Origin of the sequence: Vreelandella profundi, from assembly GCF_019722725.1 — a bacterium.
Classification (GTDB): Bacteria; Pseudomonadota; Gammaproteobacteria; order Pseudomonadales; family Halomonadaceae; genus Vreelandella; species Vreelandella profundi.
Map to the genome: position 1 here is coordinate 1,898,533 of NZ_CP077941.1, position 15,481 is coordinate 1,914,013.

Annotated in this window: 15 protein-coding genes; 4 read left to right on the forward strand and 11 right to left on the reverse strand. The window is 52.8% G+C overall.

The window, feature by feature from the left end; translation table 11 throughout:
* The first annotated feature begins 2 nt into the window (after positions 1-2).
* The 3 genes from KUO20_RS08715 (at position 3) to KUO20_RS08725 (ending at position 3,231) form a co-directional block, all read left to right on the forward strand.
* Positions 3-341: a 4a-hydroxytetrahydrobiopterin dehydratase gene (locus KUO20_RS08715; protein WP_235039496.1), complete on the forward strand. Its 339-nt coding sequence runs from the start codon at positions 3-5 to the stop codon at positions 339-341.
* Positions 342-1,532, forward strand: a complete 1,191-nt coding sequence (locus KUO20_RS08720; RefSeq protein ID WP_235039497.1) for an amino acid aminotransferase — start codon at positions 342-344, stop codon at positions 1,530-1,532.
* Between the two features lie 214 nt (positions 1,533-1,746).
* Positions 1,747-3,231: an NCS2 family permease gene (locus tag KUO20_RS08725; RefSeq protein WP_235039498.1), complete on the forward strand. Its 1,485-nt coding sequence runs from the start codon at positions 1,747-1,749 to the stop codon at positions 3,229-3,231.
* On the opposite strand, the gene KUO20_RS08730 is transcribed toward KUO20_RS08725, so the two are convergent.
* From KUO20_RS08730 to KUO20_RS08740, 3 genes are all read right to left on the reverse strand, one after another.
* Entirely contained in the window at positions 3,228-4,562 is a 1,335-nt protein-coding gene (locus tag KUO20_RS08730) for an MATE family efflux transporter (protein WP_235042452.1), read from the reverse strand. The two genes, KUO20_RS08725 and KUO20_RS08730, sit on opposite strands and share 4 nt — an antisense overlap.
* 126 nt (positions 4,563-4,688) lie before the next feature.
* The gene (locus tag KUO20_RS08735) at positions 4,689-5,273 is read right to left on the reverse strand and encodes a YceI family protein (protein ID WP_235042453.1); all 585 of its coding nucleotides are present in this window, start codon (positions 5,271-5,273) and stop codon (positions 4,689-4,691) included.
* A gap of 146 nt (positions 5,274-5,419) precedes the next feature.
* On the reverse strand, positions 5,420-5,989 hold the full coding sequence (locus KUO20_RS08740; RefSeq protein WP_235039499.1) for a cytochrome b: 570 nt from the start codon (positions 5,987-5,989) through the stop codon (positions 5,420-5,422).
* A 392-nt stretch (positions 5,990-6,381) separates the two neighbouring features.
* Between KUO20_RS08740 and KUO20_RS08745 the strand changes: the two genes are divergently transcribed.
* A complete protein-coding gene (locus KUO20_RS08745; RefSeq protein WP_235039500.1) occupies positions 6,382-6,660 on the forward strand; it encodes a hypothetical protein in 279 nt (92 codons plus the stop codon).
* 140 nt (positions 6,661-6,800) lie between these two features.
* On the opposite strand, the gene KUO20_RS08750 is transcribed toward KUO20_RS08745, so the two are convergent.
* From KUO20_RS08750 to trpB, 8 genes are all read right to left on the reverse strand, one after another.
* The gene (locus tag KUO20_RS08750; RefSeq protein ID WP_235039501.1) at positions 6,801-8,006 is read right to left on the reverse strand and encodes an O-succinylhomoserine sulfhydrylase; all 1,206 of its coding nucleotides are present in this window, start codon (positions 8,004-8,006) and stop codon (positions 6,801-6,803) included.
* A gap of 28 nt (positions 8,007-8,034) precedes the next feature.
* The gene (purF, locus tag KUO20_RS08755; protein ID WP_235039502.1) at positions 8,035-9,555 is read right to left on the reverse strand and encodes an amidophosphoribosyltransferase; all 1,521 of its coding nucleotides are present in this window, start codon (positions 9,553-9,555) and stop codon (positions 8,035-8,037) included.
* Positions 9,556-9,699: 144 nt separating this feature from the next.
* Positions 9,700-10,248, reverse strand: coding sequence for a CvpA family protein (locus tag KUO20_RS08760; RefSeq protein ID WP_235039503.1), 549 nt, complete (start codon positions 10,246-10,248; stop codon positions 9,700-9,702).
* Positions 10,249-10,250: 2 nt separating this feature from the next.
* On the reverse strand, positions 10,251-10,928 hold the full coding sequence (locus KUO20_RS08765; protein WP_235039504.1) for an SPOR domain-containing protein: 678 nt from the start codon (positions 10,926-10,928) through the stop codon (positions 10,251-10,253).
* Complete coding sequence (folC, locus tag KUO20_RS08770) at positions 10,915-12,279, reverse strand: bifunctional tetrahydrofolate synthase/dihydrofolate synthase (RefSeq protein ID WP_235039505.1); 1,365 nt, start codon at positions 12,277-12,279, stop codon at positions 10,915-10,917. Before folC ends, KUO20_RS08765 begins: the two co-directional genes overlap by 14 nt.
* The gene (accD, locus tag KUO20_RS08775; protein WP_235039506.1) at positions 12,272-13,270 is read right to left on the reverse strand and encodes an acetyl-CoA carboxylase, carboxyltransferase subunit beta; all 999 of its coding nucleotides are present in this window, start codon (positions 13,268-13,270) and stop codon (positions 12,272-12,274) included. The genes folC and accD overlap by 8 nt, the downstream gene beginning before the upstream one ends.
* Before the next feature lie 94 nt (positions 13,271-13,364).
* Positions 13,365-14,168 (reverse strand): tryptophan synthase subunit alpha, encoded by an 804-nt coding sequence (gene trpA, locus KUO20_RS08780; RefSeq protein WP_235039507.1) that lies wholly within the window; start codon positions 14,166-14,168, stop codon positions 13,365-13,367.
* A gap of 39 nt (positions 14,169-14,207) precedes the next feature.
* Positions 14,208-15,461 (reverse strand): tryptophan synthase subunit beta, encoded by a 1,254-nt coding sequence (trpB, locus tag KUO20_RS08785; protein WP_422823074.1) that lies wholly within the window; start codon positions 15,459-15,461, stop codon positions 14,208-14,210.
* Positions 15,462-15,481 lie beyond the last annotated feature (20 nt).

Sequence of the window (15,481 nt, forward strand, 5' to 3'; positions counted from 1 at the left end):
TCATGGAAACGCTCGCCCGCTTAACGTGTGAACCATGCCGTAAAAATGTGACTCCACTGAATTCAAAAGAGGCATTCACGCGGCTAAAAAGCCTTAGCCAGTGGCAGATTGTTGAGCACGATGGCATCATGAAGCTGTCGCGATGCTTTAAGTTTCGCGATTTTGCTAGCGCACTGGCATTCACCCAGCGCGTTGGCGATCTTGCAGAGCAGGCCAATCATCACCCCGTTATTATCACGGAGTGGGCCAAAACCACCGTTACGTGGTGGACGCATGCCATCAAAGGCCTGCATTTAAATGACTTCATTCTTGCCGCCAGAACCGACGAGGTAGCCGACTAAATGTTTGAGCATATTGAGCGAGTCCCAGGAGACGCCATTCTCGGGCTGATCGAAGCTTTCAAAAAAGATACCAATCCGCAAAAAGTGGATCTAGGTGTTGGTGTTTACCGCGATACACAGGGCAATACGCCGGTAATGCGCGCCGTGAAGGAAGCAGAAGCTCGCCTGCTCAAAAATGAAACGACGAAAACGTATATTGGCTCTCACGGTGCCCCAAGCTATGGAGAAGTAGTGCTGCCCATGGTGTTTGGCGCTGACTCCGCCGTATTAAAAGCCAATCGTGCCAGCGCCACCCAGTCTCCAGGCGGTACCGGTGCGCTGCGTCTTGCGGCTGACTTTATCGCCTCGCAGCTGCCGGGCAAAGGTATTTGGGTCAGCGATCCCACGTGGCCAAATCACCACGGCATTTTCACCGCAGCGGGTATTGAGCTTCACAAGTATCCCTATGTTGATCCTGATAACCGTCTGGATTTTGACGGTATGCGCGCCGCGCTAAACAGCATTCCACAGGGCGATGTCGTTGTCCTTCACGCCTGCTGCCACAACCCGACGGGCTTTGATCTTTCCCATGAGCAGTGGCAGGAAGTATTAGAGATTGTTCGCGAGCGCAAGCTGCTACCGCTGATCGATTTTGCGTATCAAGGATTTGGCGAAGGCTTAGAAGAAGACGCTTATGGCGTTCGCTTACTGGCTGAACAACTTGATGAAGTCATTATCACCAGTTCTTGCTCGAAAAACTTCGGCATTTACTGTGAGCGCACCGGCTGCTTGATAATGGTGGCGAAAGATAGCGAGCAGATGGAAAACATTCGCTCGCAGGCGGCGATCGTTGCTCGGGAAAACTATTCCAACCCCCCGGCTCACGGCGGCTCTATTGTCAGCGAAATTCTACATGACGCAGAGCTTACTGCGCTGTGGCGTGAAGAGCTGACCGAAATGCGCGACCGCATTAATACACTGCGCCGCGATTTTGTTGAAGCACTGAAGCCTTACGGGCTGGATCAGAAATATGCGTGCGTTGCTGAACAGCGCGGTATGTTCTCTTACACCGGCCTAACGCCGGAACAGGTCGATCGCCTACGTGATGAGTTTGGCATTTACATGGTACGTTCAGGCCGTGCCAACGTAGCGGGGTTTTCTAATGAAAATCTGCCCTACCTTGCCAAAGCTATTGCTGCCGTTAACGACTAGCATTACGTTTTGTAATGCGTTAAATGCCCAGGCAATGCCTGGGCATTTTTGTATCTTGGGATGCTATATCGACTTGTGTACAATTACCCGCTTGCCGCCAGAGCCTGGGGCGCCCGTGCGGCGCTCATTGCAACGCAACGACTGACCGATTAGTCAACTCCTCGGTACACTCAGCGAAGCCTTGTAAACAACCATCACACTTTAGAGGCCTATCATGGCGGCTGCTAGCACCCACTATCCGTGGTACAAAAAAGAAGATACCGACGCGTTCTTCGCGCTGTTTCAAAACAATATTGCCAATTTCGTTATCATCGCCATTACTATGCTAAACATGGGGTTCCCCTCTTCCATTGTTTATGGACAGGTATTGCCAGGCGCCGCAGTCGCCGTGATGGTGGGAAATTTTTACTATGCCTGGAGTGCGACAAGGCTGACGCGTAAAGAAAATCGTGCTGATGTAACGGCGCTGTCTTACGGCATATCAACCCCCGTTATGTTCGTATTTTTATTCGGTGTTTTGCTGCCCGCCAAGCAGCTAACTGGCGATGCGGAAATGGCCTGGAAAGTCGCCGTGGCCGCCTGTTTTATTAGTGGTGCCATCGAAGCCGCCATTAGCATTATTGGCCGCTGGGTGCAGCATCATTTGCCTCGCGCCGCTATGCTTGGAGCCGTTGCGGGTGTCGCGCTCACTTTCATTGCCGGTGAAATGCTGTTTAAGACCCTGGAAATGCCGATCATTGGCCTACTGGTGTTAGCGATCATCATCGTCGGCTTAGTCGCGCGGGTCAGCATGCCTTTCAAGCTGCCTGCGTCTCTGTTTGCGATTATTGTCGGCACGGCCATGGCCTATTTAATTGGCGATGCTGACACAGAGCGCTTCAGCGATGCTTTTACTCACCTAGGCTTCTACCCACTACTGCCTAACCTGGCATGGTTTGAAGGGTTGGGACTGCTGCTGACGAGCATGCTCGCCATACTCACGGTAGTGCTGCCCATCACCCTCTATAACGCTATTGAAACAATGAATAACGTAGAGGCAATGGAAGCGGCCGGCGACAAATATGATGTACGTGAGTGCCAGGCAGTAGACGGTGTAGGCACCATGATTGGAGCACTATTTGGCGGGGTATTCCCTACCACGGTATACATTGCAACGGTGGGTGCTAAATGGATGGGCGCAGGGCGCGGCTATAGCCTGCTCAATGGAGCCGTTTATGCGCTTGCGACAATGTTCGGATTAATCGCCGCGCTGGCAGCGATTATTCCCGTTTCCGTGGTCGCGCCTATTTTAGTTTTTGTTGGGATATCGATGATTGCGACGGCGTTTCAGGCCAACGATACACGCTACTATCCTGCTGTTGCCTTGGCCATGCTGCCCTACTTCGCAAACTATGTGATGACACGCTTCAATCGTGGCGCCGGCGAAGTGGTTAGCGATATTTCCAGCGCCATTGTCGTTATGGGCCAAGGCGCTATGTTTATGGCGATCCTGCTGGGCGCCATGACGGTGTCAGTCATCGATCATCACTTCAAACGCGCGGCAGCCTTTGCGGCTATTGCCGCAGGCTTTTCGTTTATCGGCTTAATGCATGCGCCTAAGCTTAGCTTTAACGCCGCGCCCGAATTTGTAATGGGCTACTTAGGAATGGCGTTACTGTTTGTATATTTCTCGTTTCAAGAATCAGCCCGAAAACGCTAATTGACGAATCCCGCCTGCCGGTGTGGGCGGGATAAAATACGCGTTAGCACGCGCCAAGCCATTAAACCTGCCAGCAGATTTCCCACGGCCCCACCGGCCGCTAGCCCCCACCAGCCGAAGAGCTGAGACCCCACCCATAGGCAAGGTAAGTAGCAAATAAATAGCCGCGCACTGGATAATAGCATCGCGCGCAATGGCCAACCCAAGGCATTGCCGGCAGAGACTACTAACATACAAATGCCAAGAGCGGCGTAGCTAGGCAGTAAAAAGCGTATCAACAACGTAAGCTCACTTTGCACATCTGGATTGCCTGCTAGCGCCATGGCAAGCCAAGGAGCGCCAAGCGCCAGCACCACGCCAAGGCCTAGCTGCCAAAACAGCGCCACTTTGATAGCTAATTTCATCAACTGATGGATTTGCCCCCAGTCGCCCGCGCCATAGCAGCGTCCCAGCCACGGTGGTAGTGACATCGTCATTGCCAGAATCACCATTAGCGAGAGCGTTTCCAAACGGCTCGCCAACCCCCAGGCGGCTACTTCGCTTTCACCCAGGCCTGCTACCACAGAAATAGCCAACATGGCCGCTAAGGGCGGCATCAGTTGACTGACCATGGCAGGGGCAGCAATTCCCGTAAACGGTCGCCATGACTGCTTGGCCTCTAGCCACAGCCCGTCTGTGGATGCCCACTGGCGGCGGGCCAGTTTCAAACCTGTGATCGCCAACCCTACTGAGAAAGCAATTGCGGTAGCCCAAGCAGCGCCTGGCAACCCCCAGCCCTGCCAATCACCTACACCGAAAATAAACACAGGATCGAGAACAAGATTGATGAGACTGCTGAGCACCATCATTTTACCCGGTAACCGAGTGTCTCCATGGGCGCGAAATACGCTATAGCTAAAATACAGCAGCGCCCCTAACCATGCAGATAGCAGCTGAGGCCCCCAGTAGATACGGATATAAGATAGCGTTGCTTCATCCGCCCCCAGCAGTTGAAAAATGGGCACATGAAATAACCACAAAACGATCGCCAATACGCCGATCACGCCACCGCCGGCCATTAACACTAGGCTGCTTAAGCGCTTTGCGCGCTCTTCTTCTCCAGAGCCCAGCGCCCGGGATATAAGTGCGGCGATAGCGATCCCCATTCCCACCTGAATACCAATAATCAAAAATGACAACGGGAAGGTAAACGACTGGGCTGCCAATGGCGCGGTCCCCAAGCGGGCAATGAACGCGCTATCAACCAGTTGAAAACCCAATAGCGCCAGCACGCCAATAGCCATAGGCCACGTTTGGCGCCATAGGGTTGTCGCCAACTCTTTTTGATGCATAACGGCTACCAAGCACTCTCTCCTTACGACAGGGGTTAATACATACAGGGCTTAATACATCATCGGTTTAACGTAAAACGCCACCGCCCTTTTAAAGAGCGGTGGCGCAAGCACTAAAGCACTGTATTACTGACGAATGCCTTCGAAGGTCACATAGAGCTCAACTTCATGCATTGCCTCAGGGAAATCGCTCATGTCGATTCCATAGTCGCTCAGCAGCAGCGTGGTGGTACCTTCGAAGCCTGCGCGAGAATTGCCCCACGGGTCATCGCCTTCACCCAGTAGCGTCACAGGCATTTCGATTTCTTGAGTTTCACCGTGCAGCGTTAGGTCACCCGTTAGCACGCCTTCGTCATCACCCGTTGACTCGAACCCTGTTGAGGTAAAAGTAGCCGTCGGAAATTCGCTCGCGTTCAGAAAGTCGCCGCTCAAGATATGACGATCACGCTCAGCGTGATTGCTATTCAAGCTATCAACCTGCACTTCGATTTCAGCAGAGGATGCGTCAAGGTCTTCAGAGTCATAAGAAAACTGACCGTCAAACGTTTCAAAGCTGCCTAAAAGGTAAGAAAAGCCCAGGTGGCTAATTTTGAACTGCACAAAAGCATGCTGACCTTCCGTATCAAGCTGGTAATCAGCTGCCTGTGCTTGGCTCAATGGCACCAGTGCGAGGGCGGCAATAGCAGATGCAAATGCGGTTTTTTTGAACATCATTGATAATTCCTCTGTTGACTGAAAAGTCACTACGTTGGCTCAAAAGCGTCGTAGTGTTTAGAAAAAGTGCAGTGTTTAGAAAATATAGCGTTTAGAAAACATAGCAATCGGTAACGCTTTTATCATGACCTGTGAGCACAGCATCAACGTACGCTGCGATTGCTACGCTGGGCGTGAACAGGATTCACCATACGCACCAGCGTCTTATTACGATTCAGCCAATGGTGTTTTAGCGCAGCAAGCGTATGGCCTGCAGCTAAAAACATCAGCGTTAGAGCGCTATACCAGTGGACGTCACCTGCAAGGCTTGCCTGATTGGGAAAATTTTGCAGCAACGCCGGGACTTCAAACCAACCAAAAACGCTGACGCCGCGACCATTGGCAGTAGAAATTAAGTAGCCACTGACCATTACCAGCAGCACAACCGCATATAGCCCGATATGTCCTAAGTGGGCCGCAATAATTTCTAAGCGGCGGCCTTCCAGTTGGGGTGTAGGCTGGCATAAGCGCCACACCAAGCGCCCTAGAGTAGCAAACAAGAGTAAAACACCAATTGAGCGGTGTACCCATGGGCCTTGATTATACCAAGGATCATAATAGCCCAACCCCGTCATCCACCAGCCCAGTGCAAATAAGCCAATAATAACCAGGGCACTTAACCAGTGAAGCAGAATACTGACGATCCCCCAGCCACGCTGCGTGTTACGCCACATTAGTTATTCCTCACTTTATTAACGGCTGTTTGCTGTGACGATTGGCACATACTGAAGGCTAATCATTTATTAGCAGCCAGCATACCGTTTAGCGCTAGTGGAATCTGCTGAAAAAACCAGAAAAAGTCATTCGTAAAAATCATTGATTAGCGCGCTAGCAATAGCCAATAGCAGCACTGGTGTCACATTGACCTCGGCTGACATAAAGCTTTACAGCGAAACAAAACAGCAAAACAGGCGCCTCGATTCATTCTAAAATATAGAATGATAAGTGCAATTTAAATCAATTTTTATATTTTATTAGCGGGCTTACAATAGTCACATGTTCGAAAACGAACACGGCGAAATCGCCACCAATACATAATTGAAGCACGCTAATGAGGTTAACTATCATGAACAAATTTACCGCAGCCGCCGCCATTGCCCTGACACTTTTTTCTGGTGCAGCACTGGCAGAAAGAGGCTCGGATGAATTAAATGAAGTCGCTCACGCTACTTCTCAGATTCAGCACCCAACAATTGCCGAGCGCAGCATGACGCCAAGCGATTTAACTGCCGTGAATGGCGATGATGCAAAAAATGCGGTTAGCCATCCAAAGTCGACGGCCCAATATCAAAGTAATGGCGGACAAGACATCGCACTTACTGAATTAACGTCAAGAAATTCGTAATACGGATAGCTGTAGGCTCTCATTCAAGCCGATATCCAGCGGCGCTTTTTAAACATTTTAAGTGCCGCTTTAAAACACACAACCCCACTTCTGGTGGGGTTGTGTCGTTTCAAAACAATAAAAGTAGAGCCACTGGTCTTTTAGACTGTTTTGGCCATTAGCGCATCCAAACCGCGGGCTAAATCGCGCTGAATGTCTTCCTGACTCTCGAGCCCAACCGCAACACGAATAAGCCCGGGAGCAATACCCGCCGAAGCCTTTTGAACATCTGAAAGACGCCCATGCGTGGTCGTCGCCGGATGCGTAATGGTGGTTTTGACATCCCCTAGATTGCCCGTAATGGAAAGCATTCGAGTCGCATCAATAACCTGCCAAGCCCCCTCTTGACCACCCTGCACTTCAAAACCTAGCACTGCGCCAAAGCCTTTTTGCTGCTGCTTAGCCAACTCATGCTGAGGATGTCCTTCCAAGCCGCTGTAATACACCTTTGTCACCGCCGGATGGGCATATAACCAGCGCGCCAGTACCAAGGCATTTTCACAGTGTGCCTTCATACGCAGTGACAGAGTTTCTAACCCTTTGGTAAAAATCCACGCATTGAAAGGACTCAAGCAAGGGCCGCAAGTGCGCACCACGCCAAATACCTCTTCGAGCAATGCATGACTACCGACCACCGCGCCGCCAATTGCGCGGCCTTGGCCATCCAGGTACTTGGTTGCTGAGTGAATGACTAAATCCGCGCCAAGCGCCAACGGCTGCTGAAGTGCCGGGGTTAGAAAGCAGTTATCAATCGCTAACAGCACATCATGTCGCTTGGCTAACGCGGCTAGCGCCGAGATATCGGCGATCTCAGACAGCGGGTTAGACGGCGTTTCAGCAAATAATAACCGCGTCTTTGGGGTAATCGCAGCTTCCCAAGCAGAGAGATTGGAAAGCTCTACATAGCGGGTCGTGATGCCTAGTTTGCCCAGATATTTATCGAACAAGCTCACCGTGGAGCCAAACAGCGACCGAGACGCTACAATTTCATCTCCCGCAGAGAGCAGCGCCAATGCGGTCGATAAGATGGCAGACATGCCAGAGCTTGTCGCCACGCAGCGCTCTCCACCTTCAAGTGCCGCTAAGCGCCGTTCAAAGGTATGTACCGTGGGGTTGGTGAAGCGCGAATAAACGTTGCCGGGCTCTTGTCCACCAAATTTACGCGCGGCTTCCGCAGCGCTTTCGTAGACAAAGCTCGACGTCGGAAAAATAGGCTCAGAGTGCTCCTGCTCAAAGGTACGCTGATGACCTGCACGGATCGCCAGCGTCTCTAATGACCACTCATCCTGGTGATTATCGTCATGCATAGAGCTTACCTCTTAATCGTCCAGGTCATTAATCGTCCAGGTCATCGTCCTGATTGTGCATGCCGACCAGGGCATGATCACCAGCGCTCTGATCTTTCGCCGAATCGTTACGGCTGGCTTCCAACGCCGCCAAATAGGCGTCATCAATATCACCGGTTACGTAGTTACCGTCAAACACGGAGCAGTCGAAGGCCTCCATTTCAGGATTCACTTCGCGACAGGCCGCCTTTAGATCTTCTAGATTTTGATAGAAAATGCGATCAGCGCCAATCAGTTCGCCCACTTCCTCTTCGGTACGCCCATGGGCAATGAGTTCAGAAGCGGCCGGCATATCGATGCCGTAAACATTTGGGAAACGCACCGGCGGAGCCGCCGAGGCAAAATAGACCTTACGTGCCCCCGCGTCGCGGGCCATTTGAATAATTTGCTTACAGGTAGTGCCGCGCACGATCGAATCATCAACAAGCAGTACATTCTTACCGTTAAACTCAACGTCAATGGCATTGAGTTTTTGGCGAACCGATTTTTTACGCTGGACCTGCCCCGGCATAATAAAAGTGCGCCCGATGTAGCGGTTTTTCATAAACCCTTCGCGATAGGTCACTCCCAGGTGCTGCGCCATTTCAAGCGCGGAGGTTCGCGACGTATCAGGAATGGGGATAACTACGTCGATATCGTGATCTGGCCACTCATTTAAAATGCGATCACCCAGTTTACGACCCATCTGCATGCGGGTTCCGTAGACATAGGCACCGTCAAGCAGCGAGTCCGGGCGCGCTAAATAAACATGTTCAAAGATGCAGGAGCGAAGCTGCGGGCGATCCGCACACACCTGGGTATGAATATTGCCTTCGATATCAACAAAAATGGCTTCACCTGGCGATAGATCGCGCTCAAGTTCAAAGCCACCTACATCCAGCGCAACGGATTCGGAGGCAATCATGACGGCTTGGCCGCTCTCTTCTTCACGGGTGCCAAACACAACAGGACGAATCCCGAAAGGATCGCGGAAAGCCACCATGCCGAAGCCATTAATAATCGCCACCGCCGCGTAGCCACCCTTGCAGCGGCGATGAACTCTACGCACGGCATCAAAGATATCTTCCGCTTCCAGGTGCAGGCCCTGCTTACCCAGCTCATGGGCAAACACGTTAAGCAGCACTTCGGAATCAGAACTGGTGTTAATATGGCGAAGATCTGTGGAAAACAACTCTTGCTTCAACTGCTCCGAGTTGGTCAGGTTACCGTTATGCGCTAGGGCGATACCGTAGGGGGAGTTGACATAAAACGGCTGAGACTCAGCTTCACTCGAGGAGCCGGCCGTTGGGTAACGTACGTGGCCAATGCCCAGGTTACCTTTTAAACGAGCCATATGGCGGGTATGAAATACATCACGTACCAAACCATTACTCTTACGCAGCAAGAAGCGTCCTTCGTTCCACGTCATCATGCCGGCAGCGTCTTGGCCACGATGCTGAAGTACGGTCAAGGCATCGTAGATTCCCTGATTTACCGCCTGCTTGCCCAGAAGGCCCACTATACCGCACATTCACGTTACCTCGCTTAATGCCATGGCTTCACCTAAGTCACTTACCTAGGCAAGCCCGTACGTTCGAAGAATCGACTTCAGTAACAGGTCAATCACCTGCCGGAATAACTTAACTACTTATATGCTCGCAGCGAGCCCCAATCATCAAACGCCTTCGCGGAGGCGTAGGTCGGGTAAAGAAATATCGCGTAGCGACGCGGGCGCTTCTGGCAATTCGCGATCCCACTGATCTAATTGGCTAACGGCCCAGTCGCGCAGTTGGATAAAGGTCGGGCGCAGCTCAGCCTGCTGCCAGGCCTGCAGCTCTGACAGCGGAGTGAGCGTAATCAGTACCGTCGCGACCAGCAGGATAACGGCCCCGCGCGCCACGCCAAAGGCGGCGCCCGCGACGCGGTTTAACAACCCCATGCCAACCCACTCAACCGCAGCATGCACTAAGCGAATAACAATGCCGCAAAGCAAAATAACCGCGAAGATCACTAACGCAAAGGCTAGAACCAAGCGCGCATCAAAGCTTTCAATAAATCCGCTCATTAGCTCTGCAACCGGCTCGGCCAGCACTCTTGCCACCATTAGAGCCACTACCCAAGCCGCCAAGCCTAGCGCTTCACGAACAAATCCTCTTACGAAACCCGCCAGCATCGAAAGCGCTAGCACGGCCAAAAAAACGGCATCAATCCATGTTAATGCCATCGTTAGTCTCTTACCCGTACAAGCAGTCCCTGCACATTGGCACGCTCTTTAATCGACGTCATCGCAGCTTCACCATCTTCCGACGTCGCGTAAGGTCCCACAAATACGGTCGTCATGTTGTTATCCCGATCACGCTGATAGACGGTAAAACCTTCGCCGGAAAGCTGCTCGCCCAAGCGCCGGGCATTTCCCGCTTCACCAAAGCTACCAACTTGTACCGCCCACTCCCCTTGAGCACTAGCGGATGGGCTGGATGAGCTTTGTGACGTGGTATTACTATTGCTGCTGCCACTGCCGGCATTACTGCCGCTGTTATTACTGGCCATTAAATCAGCGATAGGATCGTTATCAGGCGCAGCCGGTTCAGCGCTACCGGGTGATGGGCTTGCAGCCTCAGCTTGATCGGTTTGTGGCGTGCGAGGACTGACGTCAATGGGTATATAGCCGTCACTATTCGCACTGCTAGGTGTTGACGACAATGAGGGCTCGCTAACGGTTGAAGGTCGCTCAGGCGCAGGTACATCGCGGCGCTCTACCTCAGCCGGCTTTTCAATCACAAAGCTCGGCTGAGGGCGCTCTTCCCTGGGCGCGGGGTCACTCATTAGCCATGGCACAAAAATCGCCAGCAGCGCGAGTAAAATCACTATTCCACTGATACGTTCCGTTTTACCGTATTTCATTTTCGTCTCCATCAAGCGGCACCGCGCCTGTTGGCAGTGGCCTAGCTAACAACGCCGCTACAGTAAAGAACGACCCGGTGGCCAAGACACGATCATTGGGCGTTAACACCTTCGTAAACCAATCAGCGCCTGCTTGCGGCGTGTCAGCGCAAAAGTGTACCCGCCCTCCCTGAGCAATTATTCGTTGAGACAACTCTTCCGCTTGGCAGCCACGCTCCCCAGTCAGGGTCACACACACCCAGTCAGTGATACGGGCCGACAACGCCTTTATGACACCGTCGATATCTTTATCATTCAACATACCGATAAGGCCCCACTGCCGGCCGTTGCTGGGCGGAAGCGGCAAATAGCTGGCGATATATTCCGCAGCATGAGGGTTATGCCCGACATCTAAACACCACTGTCCCATCCACTGCATGCGTCCTGCTAGCGTGACGCTACTTAGCGCCTCTTGCACGCGCCCTTGTTCAAGCGCGAGCCCAGTGAGCGCAAGCGCCTGCAAAGCCGTGGCGGCATTATCAATCGGCAGCCCAGGATCAGGCAGCCGATCAAGAACGATGTCCGCCTTGTCTGCTTGGCGGCCCTGCCAACGCCACGTCTTAAGCCCGCTAACAACGGCGTCATGCTGAAAATGTTGACCTAATTGAAATACGGGAGCTGCCAGCGTTTGCGCGTATTCAGCAACGCTTTCGGGCAGCGTTAAGCTACCGAGCACTGCAGGATGTGCGGCACGAAAGATACCGGCCTTTTCACGCCCAATCTGGGCTAGATCGGTACCCAGAAAATTCGCATGATCCTGCGCGATCGTGGTCACAACCGCCACATCCGCATCAATAATATTAACCGCATCAAGCCGGCCACCCAGCCCCACTTCTAGCACGGCGAGATCAAGCTCTGCACGGGCCAAGCACCACAATCCACACAGCGTGCCCGCTTCAAAATACGTCAGGCTTATTTCAGGCTCTTGTAAACGCGCACGCTCAACGTGCTCAAAACCCTCAATAAGCAGCTGATCATCGGCATCCTGACCGGCGATTTTGACGCGTTCGTTATAGCGCAGCAAATGGGGCGAAGTATAACTACCCACCCGCTGACCGTGAGCACGGGCTACGCTATCGATCATGGCCAGGGTTGACCCCTTACCATTCGTGCCGGCGACGGTAATCACACTGGAGGCAATGGGGCGAGAGAGCAGCCCCATACGATTAGCCACCTGCGACACCCGCTCCAGGCCCATATCAATGCCAACCGGATGCAGCGTTTCCAAGTGCTGAAGCCACTGCTCTAAAGACCACCGTTCTAAGGACAGTCGCTCTGAAGGCAGTGGCGACACGACGTCAGAATCAGGCATTGCGCGAATGATCGTCACTCTTAGCCGTATCAAGCTTATTCAACGTTGCGTCTGCATCATCCGCTAAAATAGCTTCCTCAACGATTGGCTCAGAAACCTCCGCCTCATCGTCTACATTGACAGTTACTGGCGCTGCATCGTGATGCGTTAGCTTACGCAAAACGCTGCCCACGCGTGCGCGCATCTCATGACGATGGACAATCATATCTACGGTACCGTGATCGAGTAGAAACTCACTGCGCTGAAAACCTTCCGGCAGCGTTTCACGTACCGTCTGTTCAATAACGCGAGGCCCCGCAAAGCCAATCAAGGCATTGGGTTCAGCAATATTCAAATCACCGAGCATCGCCAAAGACGCAGAAACACCACCAAACACAGGATCTGTCAGTACCGAAATATACGGCACGCCCGCCTGTTTAAGCTTCTCAAGCGCCGCCGACGTTTTTGCCATCTGCATCAGTGAGAAGAGCGCTTCCTGCATGCGCGCACCGCCGGAGGCTGCAAAACACACCAGCGGAATATTCTCGTCCAGCGCTAACGTAGCAGCGCGAACAAACTTCTCACCAACGACCGCCCCCATCGAGCCACCCATAAAGGTAAACTCGAACGCGACAGCCATCACCGGCAGGCCAGCTAACTCACCGCGCATCGCCACCAGAGCATCTTTCTCACCGGTGTCTTTTTGCGCTGCGGTCAGGCGATCCTTGTACTTTTTAGAATCGCGAAACTTCAACCGATCATTGGGTTCGAGATCAGCTGCAATCTCTTCGCGTCCGTCTTTATCCAAGAACCAGTCCAAGCGCTTGCGTGCCGTCAAGCGCAAATGGTGATCGCACTTGGGACAAACGCTGTTATGTTTCTCTAACTCAGGGAGATAGAGAACCGCTTCGCACTTGGGACATTTACGCCAGAGGCCGTCGGGCACGCTAGCGCGACGGTCTTTACGCTGGATACGACCCATTGAGGGAACGATCTTGTCTAACCAGCTCATATCAAAGAGGCTTCCGTTTTACGTCAATGCTTGGCAAAACCAAGCTCGATGAGTGTCATTAATCTATTTAGTATAGGCGATAAAGCGCTTTACTTTAGGCATCCATCGCCGTGCGCATTTCTGCCAATACACTTTTCAACTGGCCCGCGATAGTTTCCGGGGCATCTAAACTTTCAGCAATGCGATTAACCAAGGCGCTGCCAACAATCACGCCATCGGCTACTTTAGCCACTTCGGCTGCCGTCGCGCCATCACGAATACCAAAGCCAACGCATAGCGGCAAATCGGTCATTCCACGCAGCGGCGCCAAGTGTTCAGCTACATCATCTGCGTTTAGCGTGGCGGCACCCGTCACGCCTTTCAGCGAAACATAGTACAAGTAGCCATGACCATGGGCGCATATTGTAGCGGCACGCTCGTTAGAAGTGGTAGGCGCAACGAGAAAAATCGCGGCTAAATCACGAGACTTTAGCAACGGCCCAAGTTCATCCGCTTCTTCCGGGGGCATATCGACAATCAGAACGCCGTCTACGCCAACATCGGCTGCTTGATCGGCAAAACTCTCATAGCCAATGCGCTCGATGGGATTTAAATAGCCCATTAACACCACCGGCGTGTTGGTATCTGCCTGGCGAAACTCTTTGACCATCTGCATTAAATCAATCAGCCGCGTACCTTGCTTCAATGCACGCTCACAGGCTTTTTGAATCACAGGACCGTCGGCCATAGGATCGGAAAAAGGCACGCCAAGTTCAATAATATCGGCGCCCGCGTCCACCAGTGCATGCATAAAGCCCACGGTATACTGCGGCGCTGGGTCCCCGGCGGTAATGAAAGGGATGAGGGCCTTACGGCCCTGCTGTTTAAGTTCACTGAAACGCTGATCAATACGGTTCATGCTTACCCTTAAAAAAGCTGCGCGTAAAATGACTGATTGTTAAAACTCAATGCCATCAATTTTGGCCACCGTCATAATGTCTTTGTCGCCACGTCCGGAAAGATTGACAATAATATGCTGGTCAGGACGCATGGTCGGTGCCAATACTTTGGCATGGGCCAGCGCATGCGCAGACTCAAGGGCCGGCATAATACCTTCCATATGCGTTAGCTCGCGAAACGCTTCCAGCACTTCTTTATCATTGGCCGCTACGTAGCTTACGCGCCCGACGTCCTTCCAAAGCGCGTGTTCAGGGCCAACACCAGGGTAATCAAGGCCCGCCGAAATAGAGTGGGTGTCGGACACTTGGCCTGCTTCATCGGACATTAAATAGGTACGGTTGCCGTGCAATACGCCGCGTGGTGCGTTCGTCGTCAGTGGCGCCGCGTGGCGGCCGGTTTCAACGCCGTCACCCCCGGCTTCAACGCCAAACATAGCCACAGCGTCGTCTTCCACAAACGGATAGAAAAGCCCCATGGCGTTAGAACCACCGCCAACGCAGGCAATTAGGGCATCAGGTAGGCGGCCAATCTGCTCAAGGGACTGGCGCCGCGCTTCGCGCCCGACTACCGAGTTGAAATCACGCACCAGCAGTGGATAAGGGTGCGGGCCGGCCACGGTGCCAATGATATAGAAAGTGTTATCGACGTTAGTTACCCAGTCGCGCAGCGCTTCGTTCATGGCATCTTTAAGCGTGCGGGTGCCTGACTCTACCGGAATCACGCGGGCACCCAGCAGGCGCATGCGGTAAACGTTCAATTTCTGACGCTCTACGTCTTCAGCGCCCATATAAACGTCGCACTCAAGCCCTAAGCGAGCAGCCACGGTAGCGGAGGCAACGCCATGCTGACCGGCCCCCGTTTCGGCGATAATACGCGGCTTGCCGGTTTTCTTAGCGAGCAGCGCCTGGCCAATCGTATTATTTACCTTGTGAGCACCGGTGTGATTCAGATCTTCCCGCTTCAACCAAATCTGCGCACCGCCCAGGCTCTCCGACCAGCGTTTGGCGTGATAAAGCGGTGAAGGGCGGCCGACGTAGTGAGCAAGATCATAGTCAAACTCGGCTTGGAAGTCGGGGTCATCACGTAAACTTAAGTACGTTTTTTCCAACTCTTCCAGCGCGAAGCTGAGGGTTTCAGACACAAACCGACCACCGTAGGGGCCAAAATGACCACGGGCATCCGGCATTTGGGTTAGCTCGCTGAACTTCGTTTCAAGTACAGTTTTAGAAACACCAGTCGCAGAAACGGTCACAGAGATACCTCACAAGATCG

Excerpts from the sequence above, each read along its gene's own strand:
- KUO20_RS08715 (WP_235039496.1), top strand. The coding sequence starts at position 3 with ATGGAAACGCTCGCCCGCTTAACGTGTGAACCATGCCGTAAAAATGTG.
- KUO20_RS08720 (WP_235039497.1), top strand. The coding sequence starts at position 342 with ATGTTTGAGCATATTGAGCGAGTCCCAGGAGACGCCATTCTCGGGCTG.
- KUO20_RS08725 (WP_235039498.1), top strand. The coding sequence starts at position 1,747 with ATGGCGGCTGCTAGCACCCACTATCCGTGGTACAAAAAAGAAGATACC.
- KUO20_RS08730 (WP_235042452.1), bottom strand. The coding sequence starts at position 4,562 with ATGCATCAAAAAGAGTTGGCGACAACCCTATGGCGCCAAACGTGGCCT.
- KUO20_RS08735 (WP_235042453.1), bottom strand. The coding sequence starts at position 5,273 with ATGTTCAAAAAAACCGCATTTGCATCTGCTATTGCCGCCCTCGCACTG.
- KUO20_RS08740 (WP_235039499.1), bottom strand. The coding sequence starts at position 5,989 with ATGTGGCGTAACACGCAGCGTGGCTGGGGGATCGTCAGTATTCTGCTT.
- KUO20_RS08745 (WP_235039500.1), top strand. The coding sequence starts at position 6,382 with ATGAACAAATTTACCGCAGCCGCCGCCATTGCCCTGACACTTTTTTCT.
- KUO20_RS08750 (WP_235039501.1), bottom strand. The coding sequence starts at position 8,006 with ATGCATGACGATAATCACCAGGATGAGTGGTCATTAGAGACGCTGGCG.
- purF (WP_235039502.1), bottom strand. The coding sequence starts at position 9,555 with ATGTGCGGTATAGTGGGCCTTCTGGGCAAGCAGGCGGTAAATCAGGGA.
- KUO20_RS08760 (WP_235039503.1), bottom strand. The coding sequence starts at position 10,248 with ATGGCATTAACATGGATTGATGCCGTTTTTTTGGCCGTGCTAGCGCTT.
- KUO20_RS08765 (WP_235039504.1), bottom strand. The coding sequence starts at position 10,928 with ATGAAATACGGTAAAACGGAACGTATCAGTGGAATAGTGATTTTACTC.
- folC (WP_235039505.1), bottom strand. The coding sequence starts at position 12,279 with ATGCCTGATTCTGACGTCGTGTCGCCACTGCCTTCAGAGCGACTGTCC.
- accD (WP_235039506.1), bottom strand. The coding sequence starts at position 13,270 with ATGAGCTGGTTAGACAAGATCGTTCCCTCAATGGGTCGTATCCAGCGT.
- trpA (WP_235039507.1), bottom strand. The coding sequence starts at position 14,168 with ATGAACCGTATTGATCAGCGTTTCAGTGAACTTAAACAGCAGGGCCGT.